The organism is Stutzerimonas stutzeri KOS6, from assembly GCF_000307775.2.
GTDB classification, from domain to species: Bacteria; Pseudomonadota; Gammaproteobacteria; order Pseudomonadales; family Pseudomonadaceae; genus Stutzerimonas; species Stutzerimonas stutzeri_B.
Genome location: NZ_KK020677.1, coordinates 454,918 through 480,299, shown reverse-complemented (window position 1 = coordinate 480,299; position 25,382 = coordinate 454,918). Strand labels below are relative to the sequence as shown.

Annotated in this window: 28 protein-coding genes; 12 read left to right on the top strand and 16 right to left on the bottom strand. The window is 62.3% G+C overall.

Annotated features, from left to right (window positions below; genetic code table 11):
- The first annotated feature begins 400 nt into the window (after window positions 1-400).
- From B597_RS42690 to cmoB, 3 genes are all read left to right on the top strand, one after another.
- The gene (locus B597_RS42690) at window positions 401-802 is read left to right on the top strand and encodes a protease inhibitor I42 family protein (protein ID WP_003293573.1); all 402 of its coding nucleotides are present in this window, start codon (window positions 401-403) and stop codon (window positions 800-802) included.
- 71 nt (window positions 803-873) lie between these two features.
- On the top strand, window positions 874-1,617 hold the full coding sequence (cmoA, locus tag B597_RS42685; protein WP_031323734.1) for a carboxy-S-adenosyl-L-methionine synthase CmoA: 744 nt from the start codon (window positions 874-876) through the stop codon (window positions 1,615-1,617).
- Window positions 1,614-2,576 carry a tRNA 5-methoxyuridine(34)/uridine 5-oxyacetic acid(34) synthase CmoB gene (gene cmoB, locus B597_RS42680; protein ID WP_003293574.1) on the top strand — a complete coding sequence of 321 codons (963 nt, stop codon included), beginning with the start codon at window positions 1,614-1,616 and terminating at the stop codon, window positions 2,574-2,576. Before cmoA ends, cmoB begins: the two co-directional genes overlap by 4 nt.
- A gap of 117 nt (window positions 2,577-2,693) precedes the next feature.
- On the opposite strand, the gene pdxJ is transcribed toward cmoB, so the two are convergent.
- The 12 genes from pdxJ to rpoE all read right to left on the bottom strand — a co-directional run bounded on the left by pdxJ (window position 2,694) and on the right by rpoE (window position 13,142).
- Complete coding sequence (gene pdxJ, locus B597_RS42675) at window positions 2,694-3,440, bottom strand: pyridoxine 5'-phosphate synthase (protein ID WP_003293576.1); 747 nt, start codon at window positions 3,438-3,440, stop codon at window positions 2,694-2,696.
- A complete protein-coding gene (recO, locus tag B597_RS42670; protein WP_003293577.1) occupies window positions 3,433-4,122 on the bottom strand; it encodes a DNA repair protein RecO in 690 nt (229 codons plus the stop codon). The genes pdxJ and recO overlap by 8 nt, the downstream gene beginning before the upstream one ends.
- A gap of 47 nt (window positions 4,123-4,169) precedes the next feature.
- On the bottom strand, window positions 4,170-5,081 hold the full coding sequence (gene era / locus B597_RS42665; protein WP_003293579.1) for a GTPase Era: 912 nt from the start codon (window positions 5,079-5,081) through the stop codon (window positions 4,170-4,172).
- Window positions 5,074-5,763 (bottom strand): ribonuclease III, encoded by a 690-nt coding sequence (gene rnc, locus B597_RS42660; RefSeq protein WP_003293581.1) that lies wholly within the window; start codon window positions 5,761-5,763, stop codon window positions 5,074-5,076. Before rnc ends, era begins: the two co-directional genes overlap by 8 nt.
- Complete coding sequence (locus tag B597_RS42655; RefSeq protein ID WP_003293583.1) at window positions 5,760-6,137, bottom strand: DUF4845 domain-containing protein; 378 nt, start codon at window positions 6,135-6,137, stop codon at window positions 5,760-5,762. Before B597_RS42655 ends, rnc begins: the two co-directional genes overlap by 4 nt.
- Before the next feature lie 92 nt (window positions 6,138-6,229).
- On the bottom strand, window positions 6,230-7,084 hold the full coding sequence (lepB, locus tag B597_RS42650) for a signal peptidase I (RefSeq protein WP_003293584.1): 855 nt from the start codon (window positions 7,082-7,084) through the stop codon (window positions 6,230-6,232).
- Between the two features lies 1 nt (window position 7,085).
- Entirely contained in the window at window positions 7,086-8,885 is a 1,800-nt protein-coding gene (gene lepA, locus B597_RS42645; RefSeq protein ID WP_003293585.1) for a translation elongation factor 4, read from the bottom strand.
- Between the two features lie 203 nt (window positions 8,886-9,088).
- Window positions 9,089-10,504 (bottom strand): DegQ family serine endoprotease, encoded by a 1,416-nt coding sequence (locus B597_RS42640; RefSeq protein ID WP_003293586.1) that lies wholly within the window; start codon window positions 10,502-10,504, stop codon window positions 9,089-9,091.
- A 35-nt stretch (window positions 10,505-10,539) separates the two neighbouring features.
- Complete coding sequence (locus tag B597_RS42635; protein ID WP_003293587.1) at window positions 10,540-10,992, bottom strand: SoxR reducing system RseC family protein; 453 nt, start codon at window positions 10,990-10,992, stop codon at window positions 10,540-10,542.
- Window positions 10,989-11,933, bottom strand: coding sequence for a MucB/RseB C-terminal domain-containing protein (locus tag B597_RS42630; protein WP_003293589.1), 945 nt, complete (start codon window positions 11,931-11,933; stop codon window positions 10,989-10,991). Before B597_RS42630 ends, B597_RS42635 begins: the two co-directional genes overlap by 4 nt.
- Window positions 11,934-11,941: 8 nt before the next feature.
- A complete protein-coding gene (locus B597_RS42625; RefSeq protein ID WP_003293590.1) occupies window positions 11,942-12,529 on the bottom strand; it encodes a sigma-E factor negative regulatory protein in 588 nt (195 codons plus the stop codon).
- Between the two features lie 31 nt (window positions 12,530-12,560).
- Window positions 12,561-13,142 carry an RNA polymerase sigma factor RpoE/AlgU gene (gene rpoE, locus B597_RS42620; RefSeq protein ID WP_003282114.1) on the bottom strand — a complete coding sequence of 194 codons (582 nt, stop codon included), beginning with the start codon at window positions 13,140-13,142 and terminating at the stop codon, window positions 12,561-12,563.
- A gap of 352 nt (window positions 13,143-13,494) precedes the next feature.
- On the opposite strand from rpoE, the gene nadB reads away from it, so the two are divergent.
- A complete protein-coding gene (nadB, locus tag B597_RS42615; RefSeq protein WP_003293592.1) occupies window positions 13,495-15,111 on the top strand; it encodes an L-aspartate oxidase in 1,617 nt (538 codons plus the stop codon).
- Here nadB and B597_RS42610 read toward each other — a convergent pair.
- Together B597_RS42610 and B597_RS42605 are read right to left on the bottom strand one after the other, a co-directional pair.
- Window positions 15,080-15,535 carry a protein YgfX gene (locus B597_RS42610; RefSeq protein ID WP_031323732.1) on the bottom strand — a complete coding sequence of 152 codons (456 nt, stop codon included), beginning with the start codon at window positions 15,533-15,535 and terminating at the stop codon, window positions 15,080-15,082. The genes nadB and B597_RS42610 overlap by 32 nt on opposite strands.
- Window positions 15,519-15,773, bottom strand: coding sequence for an FAD assembly factor SdhE (locus B597_RS42605; protein WP_003293594.1), 255 nt, complete (start codon window positions 15,771-15,773; stop codon window positions 15,519-15,521). The genes B597_RS42610 and B597_RS42605 overlap by 17 nt, the downstream gene beginning before the upstream one ends.
- Window positions 15,774-15,920: 147 nt before the next feature.
- Between B597_RS42605 and B597_RS42600 the strand changes: the two genes are divergently transcribed.
- The 3 genes from B597_RS42600 (at window position 15,921) to B597_RS42590 (ending at window position 18,466) form a co-directional block, all read left to right on the top strand.
- Window positions 15,921-16,868, top strand: a complete 948-nt coding sequence (locus B597_RS42600; RefSeq protein ID WP_003293596.1) for a CAF17-like 4Fe-4S cluster assembly/insertion protein YgfZ — start codon at window positions 15,921-15,923, stop codon at window positions 16,866-16,868.
- Between the two features lie 97 nt (window positions 16,869-16,965).
- Window positions 16,966-17,802 carry an HDOD domain-containing protein gene (locus tag B597_RS42595; protein ID WP_003293598.1) on the top strand — a complete coding sequence of 279 codons (837 nt, stop codon included), beginning with the start codon at window positions 16,966-16,968 and terminating at the stop codon, window positions 17,800-17,802.
- A 148-nt stretch (window positions 17,803-17,950) separates the two neighbouring features.
- On the top strand, window positions 17,951-18,466 hold the full coding sequence (locus B597_RS42590; RefSeq protein WP_003293599.1) for a DUF4142 domain-containing protein: 516 nt from the start codon (window positions 17,951-17,953) through the stop codon (window positions 18,464-18,466).
- Between the two features lie 31 nt (window positions 18,467-18,497).
- On the opposite strand, the gene ung is transcribed toward B597_RS42590, so the two are convergent.
- Window positions 18,498-19,193, bottom strand: a complete 696-nt coding sequence (gene ung / locus B597_RS42585) for a uracil-DNA glycosylase (protein ID WP_003293600.1) — start codon at window positions 19,191-19,193, stop codon at window positions 18,498-18,500.
- Window positions 19,194-19,444: 251 nt separating this feature from the next.
- Here ung and B597_RS42580 point away from each other — a divergent pair, with 251 nt between their 5' ends.
- The gene (locus B597_RS42580; RefSeq protein WP_031323731.1) at window positions 19,445-20,689 is read left to right on the top strand and encodes an ABC transporter substrate-binding protein; all 1,245 of its coding nucleotides are present in this window, start codon (window positions 19,445-19,447) and stop codon (window positions 20,687-20,689) included.
- Window positions 20,690-20,849: 160 nt separating this feature from the next.
- Window positions 20,850-21,668 carry an enoyl-CoA hydratase gene (locus B597_RS42575; RefSeq protein ID WP_003293602.1) on the top strand — a complete coding sequence of 273 codons (819 nt, stop codon included), beginning with the start codon at window positions 20,850-20,852 and terminating at the stop codon, window positions 21,666-21,668.
- Between the two features lie 119 nt (window positions 21,669-21,787).
- Here the strand turns inward: B597_RS42575 and B597_RS42570 are convergent, their stop codons facing one another.
- Window positions 21,788-22,186, bottom strand: a complete 399-nt coding sequence (locus B597_RS42570) for a hypothetical protein (protein ID WP_003293604.1) — start codon at window positions 22,184-22,186, stop codon at window positions 21,788-21,790.
- A 223-nt stretch (window positions 22,187-22,409) separates the two neighbouring features.
- On the opposite strand from B597_RS42570, the gene rsxA reads away from it, so the two are divergent.
- The 3 genes from rsxA to rsxC form a co-directional block, all read left to right on the top strand.
- Window positions 22,410-22,994 carry an electron transport complex subunit RsxA gene (gene rsxA / locus B597_RS42565; protein ID WP_003293605.1) on the top strand — a complete coding sequence of 195 codons (585 nt, stop codon included), beginning with the start codon at window positions 22,410-22,412 and terminating at the stop codon, window positions 22,992-22,994.
- Entirely contained in the window at window positions 22,991-23,566 is a 576-nt protein-coding gene (gene rsxB / locus B597_RS42560) for an electron transport complex subunit RsxB (protein WP_003293608.1), read from the top strand. Before rsxA ends, rsxB begins: the two co-directional genes overlap by 4 nt.
- Window positions 23,563-25,382, top strand: a 1,820-nt coding sequence (gene rsxC, locus B597_RS42555; protein WP_024162435.1) for an electron transport complex subunit RsxC, incomplete at its 3' end; no start/stop codon positions are given. The genes rsxB and rsxC, both read left to right, overlap by 4 nt.

Genomic DNA, 25,382 nt, shown 5'->3' with positions numbered 1-25,382 from the left:
CCGCCCCTATTTTGCCTGCGCAATCGCCGCGGGCGCGCCCCACTGACGGTATGCAGCGATTTCGTGGGAGGCCCGCCCTCGGGGCGATGCTTCAGCTCTGAAGAGCCTGAAGCGTCCCACCGCACATCCGGCCTTTTTCCATGACTCGCAGCAGCCGATAAAGCGCCGCCCCTGTTGGCCCGCGCAATCGCCGCGGGGGCGCGCCTCCTACTGATGGTATGCGTGTTTCGTGGGAGGCCCGACCTCGGGGCGATGCTTCAGCTCTGAAGAGCCTGAAGCTTTCCACCGCACATCCCGCCTTTTCCATGACTCGCCGCAGCCGATGAAGCGCTGCCCCTGTTTGCCTGCGCTCAGCCTCTTTGGGCTATTCTTCCCGTTCCATCCTCGACCGGTGCCGATCATGCCTTTCGACATCCCTCGTCTGCTGCTGCCCACAAGTCTCGCTCTGCTCGCCGCCTGCGCCAGCGACGACAAGACGCCATCGAGTGTGGTGCTCGGCGACGATCGCCGCTGCCCGCAAGAACTGCAAAACGGCCAGCAGCTGATCGTCAGCCTGCCCAGCAACCCTGCCACCGGGTATCGCTGGATTCTCCGCGACGCCGCCACGGAACGCCTGCGCAGCCTTGGCCCCGAGGTGTTCAGCAATCCGAAGGGCGACATGGTCGGCGGCGACGGCTTGTCGACCTGGCGTTTCGAAGCGCGGCAGCCAGGCAGTGGGCGGCTCTACCTGACCTACCAGCGCCCCTGGGAAGCCGAGAGCGAGCCAGCCGGACTGTTCGATTGTCGGATCGAGGTGTACTAAGCCGCGGCCGAGTCCCTGAGTGTGCTTTCGGCTACAATGCCGCCCCGTTTTCCAACACGTCGCCCAACACCGTGAGTCACGATCCCGACCGTCTGTTCGCTCAGCCCCTGCCCCGTGTCCAGGACTTCGTCTTCAATGAGGACGTGGTGCGGGTGTTTCCCGACATGATCAAGCGTTCGGTGCCGGGTTACCCGACGATCGTCGAGAATATCGGCGTGATCGCCGCGCAATTCGCCCAGCCCAACACCCGCCTGTATGACCTCGGCTGCTCGCTGGGGGCGGTCACGCAGGCGCTGCGGCGCCATGTGACGGCCGACAATTGCCAAGTGGTCGCCGTCGACAACTCCGCGGCGATGGTCGAACGCTGCCGTGAATACCTCCACGGGCAGGACTCGATGTTCCAGGAACTGCTGCCGGTCGATGTCATCGAAGCCGACATCCTGGCTCTGGAATTCCAGCCCAGTTCGCTGGTAGCGCTGAACTTTACCCTTCAATTCATCGCGCCCGAACAGCGCCCGGCGCTGCTCGGTCGCATTCGCCAGGCGCTGGTGCCCGGTGGCGCACTGATTCTCTCGGAAAAGCTGCGCTTCGAGGACGACGACGAGCAGCAACTGCTGACCGACCTGCACATCGCCTTCAAACGCGCCAATGGCTACAGCGAACTGGAAATTGCCCAGAAACGCAGCGCCATCGAGAACGTGATGAAGCCAGACAGCCTGGAAACCCATCGCCAACGGCTACTGGACGCCGGCTTCTCTAAAGTCGTGCCCTGGTTCCAATGCCTGAATTTCGCCTCGCTGATCGCCCTGCCATGAATCTCGACCTGACTCCCCTCGCCTGGCGCTTGGCCGGCACGCCGCTGGCCGCCTGGGCCAATGGCCTTCAACAGCAACTGGACGCCAAGCTTGCCATCGGCCACGGTGACCTGCCGCGCTGGTGCCGCGCCGTCGCGGCGCTGCCCGCGCTTGAACCGGTGGAGGTCGAACTGCGTGACGGCTTGAGCCTCGACGCCGCCTGCGACGAGGCCACCCGCGAGGCCACCCGCGAGGCGCTGATGGGGCTGTCACCCTGGCGCAAGGGACCGTTCGACGTGTTCGGCGTACACATCGATACCGAATGGCGCTCGGACTGGAAGTGGGACCGGGTCGCGCCGCACCTGGACCTCGCCGGCAAACGCATTCTCGACGTCGGCTGCGGCAATGGCTATTACATGTGGCGCATGCTTGGCGCCGGTGCCGACAGTGTGATCGGCGTCGATCCGAACTGGCTGTTCTTCTGCCAGTTCCATGCGCTCAAGCGCTACCTGCCGGAACTGCCTGCCTGGCACCTGCCGTTCGCCCTGGAAGAACTCCCGGCCAGGCTCGAAGGCTTCGAGACCGTGTTCTCCATGGGCGTGCTCTACCATCGCCGTTCGCCCATCGACCACCTGCTCGATCTCAAGGACTGCCTGGTACGCGGCGGCGAACTGGTGCTGGAGACGCTGGTGGTGGAAGGCGACGAGAACACCGCGCTGGTGCCGGAGGATCGCTATGCGCAGATGCGCAACGTCTGGTTCCTGCCCTCGGTGCCGGCGCTGGAGCGCTGGCTGCGCCGGGCCGGCTTCGTCGACGTGCGCTGCGTCGACGTCAGCCTGACCCGCGTCGAGGAGCAGCGCAGTACCGAGTGGATGCGCTACCAGTCGCTACCGGACTTCCTCGACCCGCAGGACCATGGCAAGACTATCGAGGGGCTGCCCGCGCCCATGCGCGCGGTGCTGCTGGCGCGCAAGCCCTGATTCGATCACGTCGGCCTTCGAGCAGCCCCAATAGTCGCCGGTACAGGCACCCCTGACGCCCTACGTAACATCACCGCCGCAAAGCCGTGTCATCGCGCCGAAGCACCCTAGGTTCTTTCAGCCCCGCGCCGCCGCACTCAGGATCAGATGCTTCATCTCCTTGACCGCCTGCTTGAAGCCGACGAACAGCGCATGGGCGACGATGGCGTGGCCGATGTTCAGTTCGTTGACGCCCCGGATCGCCGCGATGGCTTCGGCGTTGTGGTAATGCAGGCCATGGCCGGCGTTGACGATCAGGCCGTGACTCAGCCCGGCCTCTACACCGTCGCGGATGCGCGCGAGCTCGCAGGCGCGCTCGGCCACGCTATGAGCATCGGCATAGCGTCCGGTGTGCAATTCGATGGCGGGAGCGCCGACACGCGCGGCCGCCTCGATCTGGCGCGGATCGGCGTCGATGAACAGCGATACCTCAGCACCGCAGCTACGCAGGCGCTCGACCGCCTCGCGAATACGCGCTTCCTGACCTGCGACGTCCAGCCCGCCTTCGGTGGTTAGCTCCTGGCGAGTTTCCGGGACCAGGCAGACGTGCTCCGGGCGCAGTTGCTCAGCGAACACGAGCATTGCCTCGGTAACGCCCATCTCGAAGTTCATCCGCGTCTGCAGGGCGTCCTTCATCATCAGCACATCGCGTTCCTGTATGTGCCGGCGATCCTCACGCAGGTGTACGGTGATGCCATCGGCACCCGCCTCTTCGGCATCCAGTGCCGCCTTGACCGGGTCCGGATAACGGGTGCCGCGAGCCTGGCGCAGGGTAGCGACGTGATCGACGTTGACGCCGAGCAGAATTCGGTTGGCTTCAGTCACGCGCGGTCTCCTTCAAGTTCATGAACAGTTCGCGGCTGACCAGTGGTCGGCCGCCCAGATGGGGCGCGAGGGCCTGGCGCATCAGTCGCTTGGCCGCTGCGAGCGCCCCCGGCACCTGCCAGTCGGCTTCGGCCATGGCCAGCAACTCTGTGCCGTTGAACAAACCAGGCTGAAAGCCCACGACCGACTCCAGGCCTGCATCGGGCAACAGGTGATAAAGGCGCTGCGGGTCGATCGGCTGGCCGGCAATATCCATATCAAGGGCAAAACCATAGCCCAACTCGCCGAGCAGCCGCCATTCGAAGGCACGCAGCAGCGGCTCCAGCGGTCGATGCGCGGCCAGCGCCGCAAGCGTGGCGGCGTAATGATCGAACAGCGCGGGGTGCGCATCTTCGGCGGGCAGCAGGCGGATCAGCAGCTCGTTGAGGTACATGCCGCTGAACAGCGCCTGACCATCGAGCCAGTGCGCGGGGCCGGCGCTTTCGAGACGGGCGACGGTCTTCAGATCGGACTTGCCGCGCAGCTCCACCTCCAGCGACACGAAGGGGCGGATCAGGCTACCGGCCTTGCCGCGCGCCGCCCGCATGACGGCGCGCAGCCGCCCCTGCGGGGTGAACAGGTCGACCAGCGCGCTGCTTTCCTTGTAGGGACGACTGTGCAGAACGAATGCAGCTTGGTGCATGGCGGGCCAGGGGGTGCGCAATGCGCACCATTGATTGCGGGTCGGTCTTACTGGTAACCCAGCGAATGCAGCGCACGCTCATCGTCGGACCAACCACCCTTCACCTTGACCCACAGATGAAGCATGACCTTGGAGTCGAACAACACCTCCATGTCCTTGCGTGCCTCCTGGCCGATGCGTTTGATGCGCTCACCCTTGTCACCGATGATGATTTTCTTCTGCCCGTCACGCTCGACCAGGATCAGCGCATGGATGTGCAGCACATGGCCTTCCTGCTTGAAGTCCTCGATCTCCACGGTGATCTGGTAAGGCACCTCGGCACCGAGCTGACGCATGATCTTCTCACGCACCAGTTCAGCAGCAAGAAAGCGGCTGCTGCGGTCGGTGATCTGGTCTTCCGGGAAAAAGTGCTCGCCCTCGGGCAGGCGGTCGGCGACCAGCTTTTCCAGCGTTTCGAGGTTCTGACCGTGCTGTGCGGAAATCGGCACGATCTCGGCGTTCGGCAACTGCTCGGCCAGCCAGCGCAGGTGCGGCAGCAGCTCGGCCTTGTCCTCGATGCGGTCAGTCTTGTTGACTGCGACGATCAGCGGCCCGGTGACGTACTGCACGCGCTCTAGCACAGCCTGGTCCTCATCGGTCCAGCGGGTGCGGTCGACGACGAAGATCACCACGTCGACGTCCTTCAGCGCCGACGCGGCGGTGCGGTTCATGTAGCGGTTGAGCGCCGTCTCGCCGTTCTTGTGCAGCCCGGGAGTGTCGACATACACGGCCTGCACGCTGCCTTCAGTCTTGATGCCGAGCATGTTGTGCCGCGTGGTCTGCGGCTTGCGCGAGGTGATCGCCAGCTTCTGGCCAAGGATGTGGTTGAGCAGGGTCGACTTGCCGACGTTCGGCCGGCCGACGATCGCCACGTAACCACAACGGCTGACGTCTTCAGATTGCAACTGTTCGTCAGTCATGTCCGTTCTCCACGCCCAAGGCGATCAGTGCGGCTGCCGCGGCAACCTGTTCGGCAATTCGGCGACTGGCGCCCTGCCCGTGGGTTTTATCATTGAGCAGGGCTACCTGGCATTCGACGAAGAACGTGCGGCAATGCGGTTCGCCCTGGATGTCGACCACTTCGTAGCGCGGCAGGTCGCAGGCGCGCGACTGCAGGAACTCTTGCAGGCGGGTCTTTGGATCCTTGTTGGTATCGACCAGCGTCAGGCCCTGCAGCTCGTTGGCCAGCCAGGCGATCACGCGCTCGCGGGCGACGTCCATGCCGCCATCCAGATAGATGGCGCCGATCAGTGCCTCCAGGGTGTCGGCCAGAATCGATTCGCGGCGATAGCCGCCGCTCTTGAGTTCGCCGGAGCCCAGCCGCATGTAGTCGCCAAGCTCGAATCCGCGCGCCAGCACCGCCAGCGTCTCGCCTTTGACCAGACGCGCGCGCAGCCGCGACAGCTGCCCCTCGCGGGCCTGTGGAAAATGATTGAACAAGGCCTCGCCGGCAACGAAGTTGAGAATGGCGTCGCCGAGGAACTCCAGGCGCTCGTTGTTGCGTCCGGCATAGCTACGATGGGTCAGAGCCAGGAGCATCAGCTCCTGATCCTTGAATTGATAACCGAGCCTGCGCTCGAGACGGGCTAACGAAGTGCTCACGGCATCCTTAGGCGATATTCTTTGTCGAAGTTCGCCACCAGATCTAGATTGCGGATCAGCGGCTCGCGTTTTTCGTACTTCAGGTGCACCCTGAATTCATTGTTCTGCATCTCGACCTGCAGGGCTTCCTTCAGATCGATATCGTGGACACCGTTGACCTGCATCCCCTTGCTGACATGACTATAGAACTCCCCGACGCTCTGAATCTCAAGCGCTTCGTCGGTTTCCACGGACTGGATGATCTTGTCCATGGACATGTAATCGAAGTAATGCGGGAACATTTTAAATCCCGTGCTGGCCACAAACGCCACGATTGCCAGGACCATGATCCAGCTCAGCATGGACAGCCCTTTTTGCGAACGCGCAAAACTCATGTCGACCTCTATGTCGTTACGATACCCACCGATCGGGGCAGGACAAATATAGCGAGCCCGGTTCGCTCAGCGACGGCCGCAATTCACAGCTTTCAGTGAATCAGGCCCACGCGGGAGAAATTCGGCAGATTGCTGAGCTTCGGATCAGGCCAGCTCATCCAGACGGCGAACGCCTTGCCGACGATGTTACGGTCCGGGACCATGCCAGCCAGCTCCGCGGGAATCGACTCGTCCTGCCAATAGCGGCTGTCATTCGAGTTATCGCGATTATCGCCCATCATGAAGTAGTGCTCAGCCGGCACGGTCCACTGACGGCTCGGCTCGATGCGATAGCGGCCCATTTCCTTGCGAATCAGGTGCTCCATCTCGCCCAGCTTTTCCCGATACAGCACGGCGCTGCCCAAGCTGCCCGGCTCCTCGCCGACCAGTGTCTCGGCAACCGGCTGATCGTTGATGAACAGCCGACGATCGCTGCTGTAGCGCACGGTGTCGCCAGGCAGGCCGACGACCCGTTTGATGTAGTTGATGCTCGGTTGATTCGGATAGCGGAACACCATGACGTCGCCACGCTTCGGGTCGCTGACTTCGATCACCTTGGTATCCACTACCGGCAGGCGGATGCCATAGGCGAACTTGTTCACCAGAATGAAATCGCCAACTTCCAACGTGGGGATCATCGAGCCGGAGGGAATCTGGAACGGCTCGACCAGGAACGAGCGCAGCACCAGCACGATGGCCAGCACCGGGAAGAACGACTTGCCGTACTCGATCAGCACCGGCTCCTTGTTCAACGCCTCAAGGGTCGATGGATCGATTTCCCCGGTGCGCCCTTCGTAGTTGGCGATCGCAGCCCGGCGGCGGGGGGCGAAGAACAACAGGTCGCTCAGCGCCAACAGGCCGCAGACAGCCACGGCGATAACCAGCAACAACGGGAAATTGATCGACATATCAGCTGTCCACCTTCAGCACGGCGAGGAACGCCTCCTGCGGGATTTCGACGTTGCCTACCTGCTTCATGCGCTTCTTACCGGCTTTCTGCTTTTCCAGCAGCTTGCGCTTACGGCTCACATCGCCGCCGTAGCATTTGGCCAGAACGTTCTTGCGCAACGCCTTGACCGTACTGCGGGCAACGATCTGGCCGCCGATGGCCGCCTGAATCGCCACATCGAACATCTGACGCGGGATAAGCTCCTTCATCTTCTCGACTAGGATGCGGCCCTTGTAGTGGGCATTGTCGCGGTGGACAATCAGTGCCAACGCATCCACCTTGTCGCCGTTGATGAGGATGTCCAGGCGCGTCAGGTTGGCCGACTGGAAACATTCGAAGCTGTAGTCCAGCGAGGCGTAACCGCGGCTGCACGATTTCAAGCGATCGAAGAAGTCCAGCACCACCTCGCTCATCGGCAGGTCGTAACGCACCTGCACCTGACTGCCGAGGAACTGCAGGTCGCGCTGCACGCCGCGCTTCTCGATGCACAGCGTGATGACGTTGCCCAGGTGTTCCTGGGGCACGAGGATGTTGGCGCGCACGATCGGCTCGCGCATGTCCTCGACGGAGGACATGTCGGGCAGCTTCGAAGGGCTGTCGACGTAGATGGTGTCGCCGTTCTTCAACAGCAACTCGTAAACAACCGTCGGCGCGGTGGTGATCAGATCCAGGTCGTACTCGCGCTCGAGGCGCTCCTGAATGATCTCCATATGCAGCATGCCGAGGAAGCCGATACGGAAGCCGAAGCCCAACGCGTCGGAGCTTTCCGGTTCGTATTGCAACGCGGCATCGTTGAGGGTCAGCTTCTGCAGCGCTTCGCGAAAATCCTCGAAGTCGTCCGAACTGACCGGGAACAGACCGGCATAGACCTGCGGCTTGACGCGTTTGAAACCGGGCAACATCTCCACGTCCGGCGTGCTCGACAGTGTCAGCGTGTCGCCCACCGGAGCGCCGAGAATGTCCTTGATGCCGGCGATGATGAAGCCCACTTCGCCAGCCTTGAGGTCTGCCGTGGCGGTGTGCTTGGGGTTGAACACGCCGACACTGTCCACCTGATGAACCTTGCCGGTGGATTTCACCAGCACCTTGTCGCCCTTCTTGATACGACCGTGGCGAACCCGTACCAGCGATACGACGCCCAGATAGTTGTCGAACCATGAGTCGATGATCAACGCCTGCAACGGCGCCTCGACATCGCCGGTCGGCGGCGGGATCACGGCGACCAGGCGCTCGAGCACCTCGTCCACGCCCATGCCGCTCTTGGCACTGCAGGCCACCGCGTCGGTCGCATCGATGCCGATGATGTGCTCGATCTCTTCCTTGACCTTGTCCGGATCGGCCTGTGGCAGGTCCATCTTGTTCAGCACCGGCATCACTTCCAGGCCCTGCTCGATCGCCGTGTAGCAATTGGCGACCGATTGCGCTTCGACGCCCTGGCCAGCATCGACTACCAGCAGCGCCCCCTCGCAGGCGGCCAGCGAGCGGCTGACTTCATAGGTGAAGTCGACGTGGCCGGGCGTGTCGATGAAGTTCAACTGGTAGGTCTTGCCATCGCGCGCGGTGTAATAAAGCGTAACGCTGTGGGCTTTGATGGTGATGCCGCGCTCGCGCTCGAGATCCATCGAATCCAGCACCTGGGCTTCCATTTCACGCTCGGTCAGACCACCACACATCTGGATGAAACGGTCTGCCAGGGTCGACTTGCCGTGATCGATATGGGCGATGATGGAAAAATTGCGGATATGACTCAGGTCACTCACAGCTCAACACTCGGAATAGTCGCGGGCCGATTGCCCGCCGAAAATAGCCGCGAAGTGTAACTGATCGGCTCCGGCAGTGCCACGCACAACCCGCCCGCATCATCCTGGACGGCAATCAAGGCAAGTATCGCAACGGGCGCGAGCCCCCTGGAAAAATGAAGAAGGGCGGTAGAACCGCCCTTCTGATTACTGCTGCCGATGCTTCATTCAGCCAGCTTGAATGTAATGAAGCTGGCTCGCCCCTGGCGCAACACTCGCATCGACACCGAGCGGTTCTTGGGCAACTGTTCGGCCACCTGGGCAAAGGTTGCTGCCGAGTTGATCGCCTGATTGTTCAGATGGGTAATGACGTCACCGGGGCGCAGACCAATCATGGCTGCCGGACCGTTGAGAATCTCCGTGATGACAACGCCACCCGGCAAATCGAGGCTCTTTCTCTGCTCCTCGGTCAGCTCGGTCACCTTCACGCCTAGGCGATTATCGCTGCGCTCCGCGCCACCCTCGGAAGCGGCCAACGGCTCGCCCTCTTCCGGCAGCGCGCCAATATTGACATCGAGCATCTCGCGGTCGCCATCGCGCACCACTTCCATCCGGGCCGTGCTGCCGGGCTTGAGTGCACCGACCAGATGCGGCAGATCGGCAGACATGACGATCGGTTTGCCGTTGAGGCTGAGAATGACGTCACCAACGCGCAGCCCGCCACGCGCTGCAGGGCCGCCATCCATTACCTGCGCGACCAGCGCGCCCGCAGGCCGCTCCAGCCCGAAGGATTCCGCCAGGTCTTTGTTCACCTCCTGGATCACCACGCCAAGCCAGCCACGGCTGACCTTGCCGTCGGTGCGCAGCTGGTTGGCCACGTCCATCGCCACATCAATCGGAATGGCGAAAGAAAGCCCCATGAAGCCGCCTGAGCGCGTGAAAATCTGTGAGTTGATACCGACCACTTCACCGTCGAGATTGAACAGCGGGCCACCGGAGTTACCCGGATTGATCGCCACGTCGGTCTGAATGAAGGGCACATAGCTCTCGTTAGGCAGGCTGCGACCGGTCGCACTGACGATGCCCGCCGTTACGGTGTGATCGAAACCGAATGGCGAACCGATAGCCAGCACCCACTCCCCGACCTTGAGCTTGTCGGAATTGCCTACCTTTACGGTTGGCAGACCCTTGGCCTCGACCTTGAGGACAGCGACATCGGTGCGCGGATCGGCGCCGATCAGCTTCGCCTCCAGCTCACTGCGGTCCGGCAGGCGAACAATGATCTCATCGGCACCGGCAACCACGTGATTGTTGGTCAGCACATAACCGTCATCGGAGATGATGAAACCCGACCCCAGGGATTGTGCTTCGCGCTGCTGCCCCCGCCCCGGCGCACCAGGCATCTGCGGCATGTTGTGCTCGAAAAACTCACGAAAGATAGGCGGCAACCCTTCCAGTTCGGGCATTTGCGCCGTAGTGCTGCGGGCCGGCACCTTCTGCTTGGTGCTGATGTTTACCACCGCCGGCGAGGCACTCTCCACCAGCGGCGTAAAATCAGGCAAAGCCGCCTGCGCGACCATGGCCTGCCCAAGCAAAACCAGGCCTGCCACGAAGGCGAAGCAGCTATTTCGATCGAACATGATTGCAAGTCTCCCCACTGACAAAACAAGAAAGCTCAGGGACTCGCAGGCCCCGCGAGCATGGCGCGCAAAACCACCGGCTGCAGACTGGGGTCACCCGCCGTACGCCTGGCACGCATGCGCACCACCAACCAGGAAACGAAGAACCCGCCGAATCCAGTGAGAATCACGACAGGCTCAGGCGCTGAGAACTGAGCAGCCACCGTCGCGGCGCCCATCAACATGATAAGGGGGAGAAGATAGACAAGGACGGCACCACGCAGCAATACCTCCTCACGAATCCCGACAACGACGGAGTCACCAACCTGCAGTCGAAGATCGGAAAGCGCGCGGATCAGGCCGCGCTTTTCCCGAACGCCCAACGTATCCATCAGGCCCTGGCCACAACCATTTTTTGCCGAGCAGCCCGAGCAGGTGCTTGTTCGCCGCGTTTCGACCCAGACCGCGCCGACATCCAGCGCTACTACCCGCCCCGACTCCTCGATCATCTTTGTGCCTGTTCCTCAGCGACCCGCATGGAAAGCGCAACTCGTTCGGCAGTACCCAGCGGAATCTCGCCGACCACGGTCACCATCACGTCGCCGTCAGCAGTGCTGATACGCTTGGACACCGCGACGGTCGGCCCCATCTGGGTCCGGGCGTCATCGACCAATGCCCCGCGCAAGGGCTCGAGAAAAACCGAGAACTTGGCGAGCCCATCACCGTACGACAGCCATGACACCGTTTCGGAAGAAGCGGGACTGGGTCGCTCGTTGGCATCGAGCAGACGAAAACCGGGCGGCAACCAGTCCGAGCGCCACATCGAGGCTGTAGTCGCCTCACGCTTGCTCACCGAAACAGTCTTGCAAGACTGACTGGGCTCCAGCAGCGCCGCGCTGACCGCATCGGTAGAAAAATGAGTGAACTGGAAGCGCTCCAGCAACTGCCCTTTCTCATTCAGCATCAGCGACTTGAGCGGCAGCGCCGTCTCCCGATCGAGGTGCAACTCGAAGCCATAGCGATGCTGGTCCCGAGGAACCACAGCCAAAGCCACGGCAGAGCGACCAGCGACCCGGGAGTCGCCGATTTCACGAAACTCGTACCACTCGGAAAGGGCCTTCGGATCGAGCCGCTGCCCATGCCAGGCATGAGCCTCGCGAACCTGGGCAGCGAGATCATCAGAGGCACAACGCATCTGCCCATCGATTAACAGGACTTCGGCAGGCTCGCCATCGAGCTGAAGCAAACGCTCACGCACGCGGTTCCCGTCGGCCTGTTGCCAAACGGAATGACTGGAAAAGCTGCCATTACGCTCGTAAACGAACGTCCCTGCATAACTCTGCTCCTGCTCTGCTGCTGCCAGGCGCCCCATCCAGGACTCGGCATCAGCAGCGAGGGCCGGCATCGACAGCCAGCCCCCCATCACCACATACAGCGGTAATACGCGCATGTTTCTCCCTAACGTTCTTCCATGCTGGCCGCGCGAGCGTAAGGTAGCGCGCTCTCCGATCCGTTACCAAAGGCAGCCTGCTGTGCATGCTGACGAACATAAGAAGGCAGGCGATCTTCATGCCAACGCTCGATCGGCGCACCCTCTCCCGCTGCCTGCGCAGGGGCTTCCGCCTGCTCGCTGTAACCAGCCAGCACTGTCGGCCCCTGGTTGGCCTGCGGCACGGAAATGCTCGGCTGCGGCGCCTGCTGGGCAAGCTGCGGACCGGCGACTTCGTTCTGATTGTACAGACGAACACCGGCCAGAACAGCCACAGTAACCGAAGCGGCTACCGCTATCCGTCCCAGGCTCTTCCAGCCGTTACGCCGCGTTTCAACCGGCGCAGCCTCATCGGCCAAGGCAGCCGATACCGCCGAGGCGATATCCAGGCGCGGCTCGATCAACTCCTTGTGCATCGCGGCACGCGCAAGCTGATAACGCGACCAGGTGGCACGCAGCTCTGGATTGTCGCCTGCGAGCATACGACGTAATTCCAACTCGTCCGCTTCGTTATCCATCACCGCGGACAGCGATTCATGCAGGGCTTCACGACTCATGGCGGTTCCTCTCTTGGCTGTCGCCGCTGTCTCAGGATTCGTGCAACAAGGGTTGCAACGCTTTATCTATGGCTTCACGCGCCCGGAAGATCCGGGAACGCACTGTGCCCACCGGACACTGCATGACGCTCGCAATGTCTTCATAACTAAGACCATCGAATTCGCGCAGTGTTAGAGCTGTACGCAAATCTTCCGGCAAAAGCTGAATGGTTCGATGAACGGTATCCTCTATCTCATCCCTGAGCAGCGAACGCTCCGGTGACTCGATGTCCTTCAGGGCGTGATCGCCTTCGTAGAACTCCGCATCCTCGGAACTCACATCACTGTCTGGAGGCCGTCTGCCACGCGCCACCAGATGATTCTTCGCCGTATTGATGGCGATGCGGTACAGCCAGGTATAGAACGCACTGTCACCGCGAAAGTTGGCCAGTGCGCGATAAGCCTTGATAAACGCTTCCTGGGCGACATCCTGAGCCTCATGAGAGTCATGCACGAAGCGCACGATCAACCCAAGGATCTTGTGCTGGTATTTCATTACCAGCAGATCGAAAGCCCGCTTGTCTCCCCGCTGCACTCGCTCAACCAGTTGCTGGTCCTGCTCCTGAGTCAACATGATCGCTCCTCCCCGATAACGGAGTAGCGTCGCTCACACCAGCGAACCGACCTGCCAGAATAGACCCGGGCTCTACGCAAAAGTTCTCCCCCCCTCCTAGCAAGCTATCCTGCAATACCTGACGGCGATTGCACCACAGCGTCAACGTCAGATCGACTGGCGACGCCGTCCCGGTGTCCATAGCAAACACGCGCCGCCCATGCACGATGGCCAGCCGGCTTGCATTTACAACTGCCTATTGAGTGCTCAGCGCATTAAAAGTTCCCGCGGATAGAAGAGAACCGCACAGTAGCCTATTTTGGCGCGACGCCTCGTCTATATACTAGGCGACGATTTCTCCACGGAATTGGACATGAACCAGGCACAACGATACGACGTATTAGTCATTGGCAGTGGCGCTGCAGGGCTTACCCTCGCACTCAATCTGCCGAAGGATCTGCGCATCGCCGTGCTCAGCAAGGGCGATCTGGCCAATGGATCCACTTACTGGGCCCAGGGTGGCGTTGCCGCGGTTCTGGACACGACCGACACCGTGGAATCCCACGTCGCCGACACGCTGGTCGCTGGCGGCGGCCTTTGCCGGGAGGAGGCTGTTCGATTCACCGTCGAGCACAGCAACGAAGCGATCCAGTGGCTGATCGAACAGGGCGTGCCATTCACCCGAGACGACGCGCCGGATCGCGAAGATGGCAGCTTCGAATTTCATCTGACCCGTGAAGGTGGCCATAGCCATCGGCGCATCATTCACGCTGCCGATGCCACCGGCGCCGCCATCTTCAATACGTTGCTCGCGCAGGCCAGGCAGCGAAGCAATATCGAACTGCTGCAACAACGGGTCGCGATCGACCTGATCACCGAGCGCAAGCTGGGCCTTGCGGGCCGGCGCTGCCTGGGCGCCTACGTGCTTGACCGCAACACTGGCGAAGTGGAAACCTTCCAGTCGCGTTTCGTCGTGCTGGCCACCGGAGGGGCCGCGAAGGTCTACCTCTACACCAGCAACCCGGACAGCGCCTGCGGCGATGGTATCGCCATGGCCTGGCGCGCGGGCTGCCGTGTCGGCAACCTGGAGTTCAACCAATTCCACCCGACCTGCCTTTATCACCCGCAGGCGAAGAGCTTCCTGATTACCGAGGCCCTGCGCGGCGAAGGGGCGCTGCTCAAGCTGCCGAACGGCGAACGCTTCATGCCGCGCTTTGATGCGCGCGAAGAACTGGCTCCACGCGACATCGTCGCACGCGCGATCGACCACGAGATGAAACGGCTCGGTATCGACTGTGTCTACCTGGACATCAGCCACAAGCCCGCCGACTTCATCAAGAGCCACTTTCCCACCGTCTACGAACGCTGCCTGGAATACGGCATCGACATTACCAGCCAGCCGATACCCGTCGTGCCGGCAGCACACTACACCTGCGGCGGCGTGCTCGTGGACCAGGCGGGACGCACCGACATCCCTGGTCTCTATGCTATTGGCGAAACCAGCTTCACAGGCCTGCACGGCGCCAATCGCATGGCCAGCAACTCGCTGCTCGAATGCTTCGTCTATGGCCGCGCGGCGGCCCAGGACATCCTTCGCGAACTGCCCGATGTCGCAGCGCCAGCGGAATTGCCCGCCTGGGACGCCAGCCAGGTCACCGACTCCGACGAGGATGTGATCATCGCGCACAACTGGGACGAGCTACGACGCTTCATGTGGGACTACGTCGGCATCGTTCGCACCAGCAAGCGCCTGATGCGCGCGCAGCACCGGGTGCGCCTGCTGCTCAGCGAGATCGACGAGTTCTACAGCAACTACAAGGTCAGCCGTGACCTGCTCGAGCTCCGGAACCTGGCGCTGGTGGCCGACCTGATGATTCGCTCGGCCATGGATCGCAAGGAAAGTCGCGGACTGCACTACACGCTCGACTACCCCGAGCAGCTACCGCAAGCCGTCGATACTATTCTGGCGCCGCCCACCTACGCCGACTGAACTTCAGGCGTACCCGCAGGCGCCGATGCTGATCGTGCGGCATCGCGTCACGGGGCACGCAGACACTGGCGCCAATGCGCCGTCCCGGCTGCCGAAAACGCAGGATCACGACAAGTGGCAGCGCCAGGCTGTCGGGCAGCAGCCGAACCGGCTGCCAGCCCTGCCGCTCGCTCCACAGCAGCCAGCCTTGCTCATCGTGCCGCAACCCGCGCCAGGCATCCTGACTGGACAGAAGAATATCGCGCGGCAATACGCGGTACGCATGAACGAGACACGCCAGCCAGCAGCTCAGCGCCAGCCAGAGCGGCGCAGCGGACAGCGCGATGGCTGCCAGGGCCAATGCCTGAGCAACCAGATAGAATGCCAGCAACAGGCCGGAAGGCCGCCAGTGGCACTCGAAGGACGGATTACTTGGGCTGGACACGATCGAGGATCATGCGAACCATGCGGCGCAGATCCTCGTCCTCGGGCTCGCCACGCTGCATGAACCAGCCGAACATGTCCTGATCTTCGCAACTCAACAGTTTGCGGTAGCGCCGCTGGTCCTCCTCGTCGAGGCCCGGGTAGACCTCCTTGACGAAAGGCACCAGCAACACGTCCAGCTCCAGCATGCCGCGGCGGCTCTGCCAGAACAGACGATTGAGTTCGGATTGCTCGGCCATACATCGGCTCCTTTTGAGAAGGCGCGCATTATAACGGCTGCGTCGCGCTCATCAGCCGCTTTTTTCGCTGCGTTGCCAACCAGCCATCACGCAACCGTTTACACCGGCCTGCTATGATGCCCACCCGGATTCCGACGACGACTGATCATGACCGACACTGCTTATTTTTGCGTCCTGTCGCATGAAGGCGTCCTTGCCGTACGCGGCCCGGATGCCTGCAAGTTTCTCCAGGGTCAGCTGACCTGCAACCTCAACTACCTCGGTGGCGAGAGCTCCAGCCTGGGCGCGCGCTGCACCCCGAAGGGGCGCATGCAGTCAAGCTTCCGTATCCTGCAAGACGGCGATGATTACCTGCTGGCAATGGCCGGCGATCTGCTGCAAGCGCAACAGGCCGACCTGAGCAAATATGCCGTGTTTTCCAAGTCTCGCCTGAGCGACGAGAGCGCCGAATGGTACCGGTTCGGCCTTGCCGGAGGCGACGGCCCACTGGCCAGCATGGGTCTGGATCTGCCGCAGAGCGCCGACAGCGTGGCGCGCAGCAACGGCTTGATCGCCATCCGCCTGCACGATGGCCGCGCCGAACTCTGGGCACCGAAAGCCGAGGCAGAGCAGGTTCGCGCCCAGCTGGAGGCGCAACTCGACGAGGCACCGATCAATCGCTGGCTGCTGGACCAGATTCGCGCAGGCGTCGGCCAGGTGTTCGCAAGCACGCGCGAGCTGTTCATTCCGCAGATGATCAATCTGCAGGCGCTGGGCGGGGTGAGCTTCAAGAAAGGCTGTTACACCGGCCAGGAAATCGTGGCGCGCATGCAGTATCTGGGCAAACTGAAACGGCGCCTGCAGCGGCTTTCAGCCGATGCAGGGCCGGACGACCTGCCCGCTCCGGGTGTCGAACTGTTTTCTCCGGTGCACGGATCCAGCGTCGGCGAGGTGGTACTGGCCGCCAACGACGCCAACGGATTTGAGCTGCTTGCCGTACTCCAGGAAGACGCCGCCGCGGATGGCCGGCTGTTTCTGGGCTCACCGGATGGATTACCACTGGCGCTGCTCGATCTTCCCTACGGCCTGAACCCCGACCAGGAAATCAAGCGCTAGCACGACAGACACTGCCTTGGCGGTGCCGCGAGAGCCGACTACCGGTGTCCCCCGCATGCGAACGCGGTTACTGGCCGACTTATATTTAAGGAATGAAATGAGCACCCTCGCCGAGAAAGTCCAGCATGAACTGACCCTCGCGATCGAGAATGATGAGCTGGTCCTGCCCACGCTGCCGGAAGTGGCGCTGCGCGTCCGCGAGGCGGCCGAAGATCCAGACATCAGCATTCCGGCACTGAGCAAGGCCATCGGCAACGATGCAGCACTCACTGCCCGCATCATCAAGGTGGTGAACAGCCCGCTGATGCGCATCAGCCGGGAGATCGACGACCTGCAGATGGCCATCGGCCGCCTGGGCATCAACTACACCTGCAACCTGGCGACAGGCCTCGCCATGGAGCAGATGTTCCAGGCCACCACCGACGTCGTCGACCGCAAGATGCGCGAAGTCTGGAACAAGAGCACCGAGGTGGCCGCCATCAGCCATGTACTCTGTCGCCACTACACACGCCTGATGCCTGACCAGGCAACGCTCGCCGGACTGGTTCATCAGATAGGCATCCTGCCGATACTGACCTACGCCGAAGAGCACGGAGCCTTGCTCGCGGATTCATTCAGCCTCAACCATGTCATCGACAAGATTCATCCGCTGGTGGGGGAAAAGATCCTGCGCACCTGGGACTTTCCCGAAGCGATCGCATCAGTGGCCGGCCAGTACAACGACTTCCGACGCGATTCGGCCAACGTCGATTACGTGGACATTGTCCAGGTCGCCACGCTGCAGAGCCATCTCGGCAGCCAACATCCCTACACCCAGCTGGACTGGAGCAAGATTCCCGCCTTCGCCAAGCTGGGCCTGGACCCGAACACGCTCAGGCACGAAGACGAGGACCTGTCAGCCGCCATGGACGCGGCCATGAGCATGCTTCAGTAGAACGCCCCCTCTCCCTACGCCGTTCGCCCGAAAGCGAGGAACCGTCCCCCTGGCGTCCAGTCACAAAAGGGGACGGCAATCTCGCCGCATCGCACCTTGTGTCTCGCCTGCCGGCGAACGCAAGTCAGGTGACGTAAGGAGAAACGCAATGACCATGACAAACAAGACACTCTTTTCGGGCGCTTTCGCCTTGCTGATCGGCCTGGCGGCCAACATGGCGCTGGCCGCGGAAGGCGACAACTTCGTCGACGAGGCCTCCGCCAAGGGCATCGCGGAGATCGAAACGGCAAAAATGGCGCTGCAAAAAGGCACGTCCGAGGATGTGAAGCAGTTCGCCCAGATGATGATCGACGAGCATACCCAGGCCAATCAGAAGCTCGCGCAACTTGCCCAGCAGAAGAACCTGGAGATGTCCGACGAAGCCATGCTGATGGACAAGGCCAAAGCCATGATCCTCAAGCTGCGAGACGGTGAGAACTTCGACGAGGCATACGCCAACAACCAGGTCGTGGCCCACGAGCAAACCATCGAGCTGTTCCGCGACCACATAGAAAGCGGCGAGAACCCCGACCTCAAGCAGTTCGCGCAGACCACCTTGCCCAAGCTGGAGCAGCATCTGCAAAGCGCCAAGGAACTACAAGCCAAGCACGGCAACATGGACTGAGCCCATCGACCCGATGCCTACAGGCATCGGGTCACACCTCGTCCGGCAGCCGCCAGTCGATCGGCTGAAGTCCTTGCTGCCTGAGGAACTGGTTGGCACGACTGAAATGCCCGTTGCCGAGAAATCCACGGTGCGCCGACAACGGTGAAGGGTGGGCCGACTTCAGGATGAGATGCCGGGTCGGGTCGATCAGCTTCGCCTTGGATTGCGCATGCGCGCCCCACAGCATGAACACCAGGTGCGGGCAGCGCTCACCCACCACTTCGATGATCCGATCGGTAAATTGCTGCCAGCCCGCCTTGGCGTGCGACCCTGCCGCACCCTGCTCCACCGTCAGTGAAGTATTCAGCATCAGCACGCCCTGTTCCGCCCAGTGCTGCAGGTAGCCATGCCGTGGAATCTCCAGGTTCAGATCGCGCTTGAGCTCCTTGAAGATATTCTGCAGCGATGGCGGAGCGGCCACCCCTGGCTGGACCGAAAAACACAGACCATGGGCCTGGCCGGGACCGTGATAGGGATCCTGACCAAGAATCACGACCTTGACCTGCACGAGCGGCGTCGAATTGAGCGCATTGAAAATCATCGGCCCTGGCGGAAAGATGACCTTGCCGGCCGCCTTCTCGCTACGTAGGAAAGCGCCCAACTGCTGCATGTACGGCTTGTCGAACTCCTCGCGCAGCGCGCCTTTCCAGCCTGCCTCGAGTCTGATGCGGTCGTCCTGGGTCATGAGCGGTTTCCGAGTGGCCAAGCCGGCGAACCCTAAGGAAAGCCGATGACCGTTGTCAACGCCAAGACGGCCCGGGCATTGCGCTACCGCAATATATGTCCCCCTCCTTTGGTCATAATCGCACCTGGCTCACGGACTGATGCGGGTGCGACTTCCGAAGCGCGTATAAAGAGGTGACGCAAGCCCCAGCCGCGGGTTAAAAAGCCAACTGCCGACAAATCAATAACAATAGTTACGACAAGGAACATGCGATGAACCGGATTACGCTTCTAGCGCTAGGGATGGTTTTTTGTCTTGCGGCGCAGGCTGCCGACCCAATCACGCTCGGTCTCAACTACCCCCGAACCGGTAGCTACAAGGAAGAAGGCCTGGCGCAGATGCGTGGCGCCTTGATGGCTATCGATGAGATCAACGCGGCCGGCGGCGTGCTGGGCCGCCCCCTGCAACTGATCAGTCGCAACACCGCCTCGCGGCCCGAGAAGGCCGTCGCCAATGTCGACAAGATGGCTGACGAGGGCGTGGCCATGCTCTTCGGTGGCGTTTCGAGCGCCGTGGCGATCGCCGCCAGCAAGCGTGCCAAGGAGCGCGGCCTGCTCTATTTCGGAACGCTGACCTACTCCAACGACACCACCGGCAAGGATGGGCATCGCTACATGTTCCGCGAGTGCAACAACGCCTGGATGAGTGCCCAGGTGCTGGGGCAGTACCTGAACGAGAACCTGCCGGGCAAGACCTATTTCTACATCACTTCCGACTATACCTGGGGCCATACCAGCGAAAGCTCACTGCGCCAGGCCACTGGAACCGTCGACCAGAACAGGCACCAGGGCGTCAAAACCGCTTTCCCCGGTGCGCGCCTGTCCGACTACCGGGCAGCGCTGGAAAAGGCGGCCAGCAGCGACGCAGAAGTCCTGGTGCTGGTGCTGTTCGGCGAAGACATGGTGCGCGCGATGCGCATCGCCGACGATATGGGGCTGAACAAGAGAATGCAGATCGCCGTCCCCAACCTGACGCTATCGATGGTCGAGCTCGCCGGACCCGATATCATGCGCGGCATCCTCGGCACGGAACCCTGGACCTGGCGCGTTCCTGAACTGGAAGGCTCCGAGCGCGGCAAGACCTTCGTCCGCGATTTCGGTGACCGTTACCAGACCCACCCCTCGAGCTCCGCTGCGTCGGCTTATAGCATCGTCTACCAGTGGGCCGATGCAGCCCGACGGGCCAAGAGCATCGACAGCGAACAGGTCATCACGGCACTGGAGGACCACAGCTACAGCCTGCTCAAGGACCAGCAGCAATGGCGCGGCTTCGACCACCAGAACGTGCAGACGGTTTATGCGGTGCGCGTGAAGCCTCGCGAGGAAGTACTCAAGGACCGCTTCAAGCAGGACTATTTCGAAATCGTCCACCGCCTGTCCGGCGCCCAGGCAGCCCCTTCCCTGACCGAATGGCAGGAGGAGCGCCGTGCCGCTGGCCAGCCGACCAAGCTACAGTAACCGCAATACGGAGCGCTTGAGCGCCTGACTCGAGCGCTGTCGGCGAGCGCCCTCGCCTACAGGCTTATCGACTGCAACCTCGGCACGCTGAAGGACTCTGAAGTGAGCGGCGGCAATCGGTCGCCCGTCAGCGGGCCCTACCCGTCATGAGGATTCGACAATGAGCACTGCCTTAGAACCCTACCAAGCCGGCGTCTTCGATCTCACTCACAAGCTGACCGTGGAAAAACATGGCCATACTGCGCTCATCACGGTAAACCATCCGCCCGCCAACACCTGGGATCGTGAATCGCTGATCGGCCTCAAGCAGGTGGTGGATCACCTCAACCACGACGACGATATCTACGCGCTGGTGATCTGCGGCCAGGGCGAGAAGTTCTTCAGCGCCGGCGCGGACCTCAAACTCTTCGCCGATGGTGATCGCACTCGAGCCAGGGAGATGGCTCGACGCTTCGGCGAAGCCTTCGAGGCTTTGCGCGACTTTCGCGGCGTATCCATTGCCGCTATCAACGGCTTTGCCCTCGGCGGAGGCATGGAGTGCGCCCTGGCCTGCGATCTTCGCATTGCCGAACGACAGGCACAGCTGGGCCTCCCGGAAGCCTCCGTCGGCCTACTGCCCTGCGCCGGCGGCACCCAGGCGCTGGCCTGGCTGGTCGGCGAAGGCTGGGCCAAGCGAATGATTCTCTGCGGCGAACGCGTCACTGCCGAAACCGCGCTGCGCATCGGACTGGTCGAACAACTGGTCGAGCCCGGCGAGTCGCGCGGCCACGCCCTGTTGCTCGCCGCCCGCGTCGCACGGCAAAGCCCGGTAGCGGTACGCGCGGTCAAACCGCTGATCGATGGAGCACGGCAGCGTGTGCCCAATACCTTCGCCGCAGCCGAGCGGGAGGCGTTCGTCGGACTATTCGACTCCGAGGATACCCTGGAGGGGGTCAATGCCTTTCTCGAAAAGCGCGATCCACGCTGGCGCAACCGCTGATCGCCGGCAACGATGCCTCGCGCGACAGCCATGAGTCCGGCGCCGCGCGCAGGTCTACCATCAAGGGCAACTCCCAGGAGACGCGGCGCAGTTGCTCGAGGCGTCGGCCGAGTGCCCCGTCAGCGCCGGTATTGCTGGTAGCGGCCATCACGCGGGTAGTATGGCCGCAGCCGATGATCGCGCCCATCCCTGATCAGCGGTGGTCGCTGCTGACGATACTCCTGCCGCCAGTGCTGTCGCTGCTCGAATCCGCGATGGCGATCATAGTACTGCGGTGGCAGCTGACTCTGATAACGCGGCGGCAGGTTGCGCGGATAGTTCGGATAGTGGGAATAGGGACTGCGCGGGTCGTACTGCGGCTGGGGGGCCTGACGGTAACCCTTACTGTAAGGACCTGGGCCGTGGTCGTAGTAACGCGGGCTTTCCGCCTGGAAAAGCCATATACCATCGCGCCGCTCGGCCTGGGCCTGCAGGCTAAGGCCGAGACAGAGCAAAACCAGTAGATAACGAGTGCTCATGGAAACACCTCCGATGGTGTCACGGGCTTCGATTCATCAGACCACAACCAGGGGGCAGACGCCGAAACAACGGACAACCGGCTGCCAGCGTACCTTGTCCAGACGTCGTCCGGTGACCGCGACCGGCTGCCGCAGCTTGTATGGCCGTGGCCGCTTCCCGATAATAGCGGCCCTTTAGCCCCAAGGCTCTCGCAGAGCGCGACGGAACGGGAAAAAACCCAAGATGACCGAACTCGCCCTGATCATGGTTAGCGCCATCCTGGTCAACAACTTCGTGCTGGTGCAGTTCCTCGGCCTGTGCCCGTTCATGGGCGTCTCGAAGAAGATCGAGACCGCCATCGGCCTGTCGTTGGCAACCACATTCGTGCTGACGCTCGCCGCCATGTGCAGCTACCTAGTCCAGCAGTACGTGCTCAAGCCGCTGGACCTCGAGTTCCTGCGCACCATCAGTTTCATTCTGGTGATCGCCGTCGTGGTGCAGTTCACCGAGATGGTGGTGAACAAGACCAGTCCGTTGCTCTACCGCGTACTGGGCATCTTCCTGCCGTTGATCACCACCAACTGCATCGTGCTCGGCGTTGCGCTGCTGAATGCCAACAAGGCCGAGTTCACCTTCCTTACCGCCACCGTCAACGGCTTTGCCGCGGGGCTGGGGTTTTCTCTGGTACTGGTGCTGTTCGCCGCCATGCGTGAGCGCATCGCCATCGCCGACGTGCCGAAGTCGTTCCAGGGTGCGGCAATCGGCATGGTCACGGCCGGCCTGATGTCACTGGCGTTCATGGGCTTCACCGGGTTGATCAAGCTATGAGCGCGGTCCTCATCGCAGTGCTTGCGCTGCTCGCCCTGTGCCTGCTCGGCGGTGCCATTCTCGGTTTCGCCGCCGTGCGCTTTCGCGTCGAAGGCGACCCGATCGCCGAGCAGGTCAATGCCCTCCTGCCGCAGACCCAATGCGGCCAGTGCGGCTATCCGGGCTGCAAGCCCTATGCCGAAGCGATTGCCGGCGGCGACAAGATCAACAAATGCCCACCGGGCGGCGAGGCGACCATCCAGGCACTAGCCGACCTGCTCGATGTCGAGCCGGAGCCGCTGGATGCCGAAGGCGGTGAGAAGCCGCAGATGGTCGCCTACATCCGTGAAGCCGAATGCATCGGCTGCACCAAGTGCATCCAGGCTTGTCCGGTCGACGCCATCGTCGGTGCCGCGCGGCAGATGCACACCGTCATCATTTCCGAGTGCACCGGCTGCGATTTGTGCGTCGAGCCCTGCCCGGTGGACTGTATCGACATGATCGAAGTCGGCAGCAACCTGCAGAGCTGGAAGTGGAACCGGCCGCTGGCACCCGGCCAACTGATCGCAACCGATCGGGAGCAGGCCGCATGACCTCGTTGAAGATCTGGGACATCCACGGCGGCATTCATCCGCCCGAGCACAAGGATCTGTCCAATCGCACGCCGATCCAGCAGGCACCGCTGCCCAAGCGTCTTGTCCTGCCATTGGCGCAGCATCTGGGCGCGCCTGCCGAACCCTGCGTGACACTTGGGGAGCACGTTCTCAAGGGTCAGCAGATCGCCGTCGCCAACGGATTCGTCAGCGCACCGCTGCATGCCCCGACCTCTGGCGTGATCAGCTTCATCGGCCCGCAGCCCTACCCGCACGTATCAGGAATGCTCGCCCATGCGATCGTCATCGACAGCGATGGTGAAGACAAATGGATCAACCTCCATCCGCAGCCGGATTACCGTGAACTCGAGCGCCCTGCCCTGCTCGAACTGATTCGCCAGGCCGGCATCAGCGGCCTCGGCGGCGCCGGCTTCCCCACCGCTGTGAAGCTCAGCCCACCGCCGACCCAGACGATCCGCACGCTGATCATCAACGGCACCGAGTGCGAGCCCTACATCACCGCTGACGACCTGCTGATGCGCGAAAAGGCGGCCGAACTGGTGGCCGGCATCGAGGTCCTCGCGCACCTGATCCAGCCGCAAGAGGTGCTGATCGGCATCGAGGACAACAAGCCCGAAGCGATTGCAGCCGTACGCGCGGCAATCGGCGAGCGTCCATTCGTGCTGAAGGTCTTTCCGACCAAGTACCCCTCCGGCGGCGAAAGGCAGCTGATCCAGATCCTCACCGGTGAAGAGGTGCCCAGTGGTGGCCTGCCGGCGGATATCGGCATGCTCTGCCAGAATGTCGGAACCTGCGTCGCCATCCACGACGCTGTGCTGCTCGGCAAGCCGCTGATCTCACGTATCACCACCCTGACCGGCGAAGCGCTGGCACGGCCGATGAACGTCGAGGTGCTGATCGGCACCCCCGTGGATGAACTGCTGGCCTTCGCCGATCTCGAGCAGCACAGGCTCAACCGTCTGATCATGGGCGGCCCGATGATGGGCTTTACCCTGCCCTCCCTCGAGGTACCGGTGGTCAAGACCACCAACTGCCTGCTGGCCAGCACGCTGGAAGAACTGCCGCCACCACCGCCAGCGCTGCCCTGCATCCGCTGCGGTGAATGCGCCGAAGTCTGCCCGGTCAGCCTGCTACCGCAACAACTGCACTTTTTTGCCCTTGGCCAGGAGCACGAGCAGCTCAAGGCGCACAACCTGTTCGACTGCATCGAGTGCGGCGCCTGCGCCTACGTCTGCCCGTCCAGCATCCCGCTGGTGCAGTACTACCGCGCCGCCAAGGGCGAGATCCGCGAACTGGAACAGAAGCAGCAGAAAGCCGAACACTCCAAGCAGCGCTTCGAATTGCGCCAGGAACGCTTGCGCCGGGCGGAAGAGCAGAAGGAAACCGAGCGCAAGGCCCGCGCCGAACGCGCTGCACGCGCCAAGGCTGCGCAGAGCGAAAGCGGACAGCCTGCAGCAGCGGTTGCAACGGCTCCGGCAACAGCGCAGAAAGCCGGCCTCTCCGATACGCAGAAGAAACTGAAGATCGAGGCCAGCATGGCCCTGGTCGCCTTGAAGAAGGCAGAGAAACAGCTCGCCACGCACGACACTCCCGAACTGCAAGCCCAGGTCGCCGATCTGCGCAAAGCCGCCGAAGCGGCGCAGCAGGCGCTGGATGCCGCGATGCAGGAAAGCATCGACGCTTCAGCCACGCCCGCCGCGGTGGACGACGAGGCGCTGAAGAAGGCCAAGATCGAAGCCGCCATGCTAAAAGCGCAGATCCGCAAGCTGGAAAAGCTCGAGGCGCCGGACGACGA

What these genes read in the sequence shown, in the direction of transcription:
- B597_RS42690 (WP_003293573.1), top strand. Translation starts at nt 401, where the DNA reads ATGCCTTTCGACATCCCTCGTCTGCTGCTGCCCACAAGTCTCGCTCTG.
- cmoB (WP_003293574.1), top strand. Translation starts at nt 1,614, where the DNA reads ATGAATCTCGACCTGACTCCCCTCGCCTGGCGCTTGGCCGGCACGCCG.
- recO (WP_003293577.1), bottom strand. Translation starts at nt 4,122, where the DNA reads ATGCACCAAGCTGCATTCGTTCTGCACAGTCGTCCCTACAAGGAAAGC.
- era (WP_003293579.1), bottom strand. Translation starts at nt 5,081, where the DNA reads ATGACTGACGAACAGTTGCAATCTGAAGACGTCAGCCGTTGTGGTTAC.
- B597_RS42655 (WP_003293583.1), bottom strand. Translation starts at nt 6,137, where the DNA reads ATGAGTTTTGCGCGTTCGCAAAAAGGGCTGTCCATGCTGAGCTGGATC.
- lepB (WP_003293584.1), bottom strand. Translation starts at nt 7,084, where the DNA reads ATGTCGATCAATTTCCCGTTGTTGCTGGTTATCGCCGTGGCTGTCTGC.
- B597_RS42640 (WP_003293586.1), bottom strand. Translation starts at nt 10,504, where the DNA reads ATGTTCGATCGAAATAGCTGCTTCGCCTTCGTGGCAGGCCTGGTTTTG.
- B597_RS42635 (WP_003293587.1), bottom strand. Translation starts at nt 10,992, where the DNA reads ATGATCGAGGAGTCGGGGCGGGTAGTAGCGCTGGATGTCGGCGCGGTC.
- B597_RS42630 (WP_003293589.1), bottom strand. Translation starts at nt 11,933, where the DNA reads ATGCGCGTATTACCGCTGTATGTGGTGATGGGGGGCTGGCTGTCGATG.
- B597_RS42625 (WP_003293590.1), bottom strand. Translation starts at nt 12,529, where the DNA reads ATGAGTCGTGAAGCCCTGCATGAATCGCTGTCCGCGGTGATGGATAAC.
- rpoE (WP_003282114.1), bottom strand. Translation starts at nt 13,142, where the DNA reads ATGTTGACTCAGGAGCAGGACCAGCAACTGGTTGAGCGAGTGCAGCGG.
- nadB (WP_003293592.1), top strand. Translation starts at nt 13,495, where the DNA reads ATGAACCAGGCACAACGATACGACGTATTAGTCATTGGCAGTGGCGCT.
- B597_RS42605 (WP_003293594.1), bottom strand. Translation starts at nt 15,773, where the DNA reads ATGGCCGAGCAATCCGAACTCAATCGTCTGTTCTGGCAGAGCCGCCGC.
- B597_RS42600 (WP_003293596.1), top strand. Translation starts at nt 15,921, where the DNA reads ATGACCGACACTGCTTATTTTTGCGTCCTGTCGCATGAAGGCGTCCTT.
- B597_RS42595 (WP_003293598.1), top strand. Translation starts at nt 16,966, where the DNA reads ATGAGCACCCTCGCCGAGAAAGTCCAGCATGAACTGACCCTCGCGATC.
- B597_RS42590 (WP_003293599.1), top strand. Translation starts at nt 17,951, where the DNA reads ATGACCATGACAAACAAGACACTCTTTTCGGGCGCTTTCGCCTTGCTG.
- ung (WP_003293600.1), bottom strand. Translation starts at nt 19,193, where the DNA reads ATGACCCAGGACGACCGCATCAGACTCGAGGCAGGCTGGAAAGGCGCG.
- B597_RS42580 (WP_031323731.1), top strand. Translation starts at nt 19,445, where the DNA reads ATGAACCGGATTACGCTTCTAGCGCTAGGGATGGTTTTTTGTCTTGCG.
- B597_RS42575 (WP_003293602.1), top strand. Translation starts at nt 20,850, where the DNA reads ATGAGCACTGCCTTAGAACCCTACCAAGCCGGCGTCTTCGATCTCACT.
- B597_RS42570 (WP_003293604.1), bottom strand. Translation starts at nt 22,186, where the DNA reads ATGAGCACTCGTTATCTACTGGTTTTGCTCTGTCTCGGCCTTAGCCTG.
- rsxA (WP_003293605.1), top strand. Translation starts at nt 22,410, where the DNA reads ATGACCGAACTCGCCCTGATCATGGTTAGCGCCATCCTGGTCAACAAC.
- rsxB (WP_003293608.1), top strand. Translation starts at nt 22,991, where the DNA reads ATGAGCGCGGTCCTCATCGCAGTGCTTGCGCTGCTCGCCCTGTGCCTG.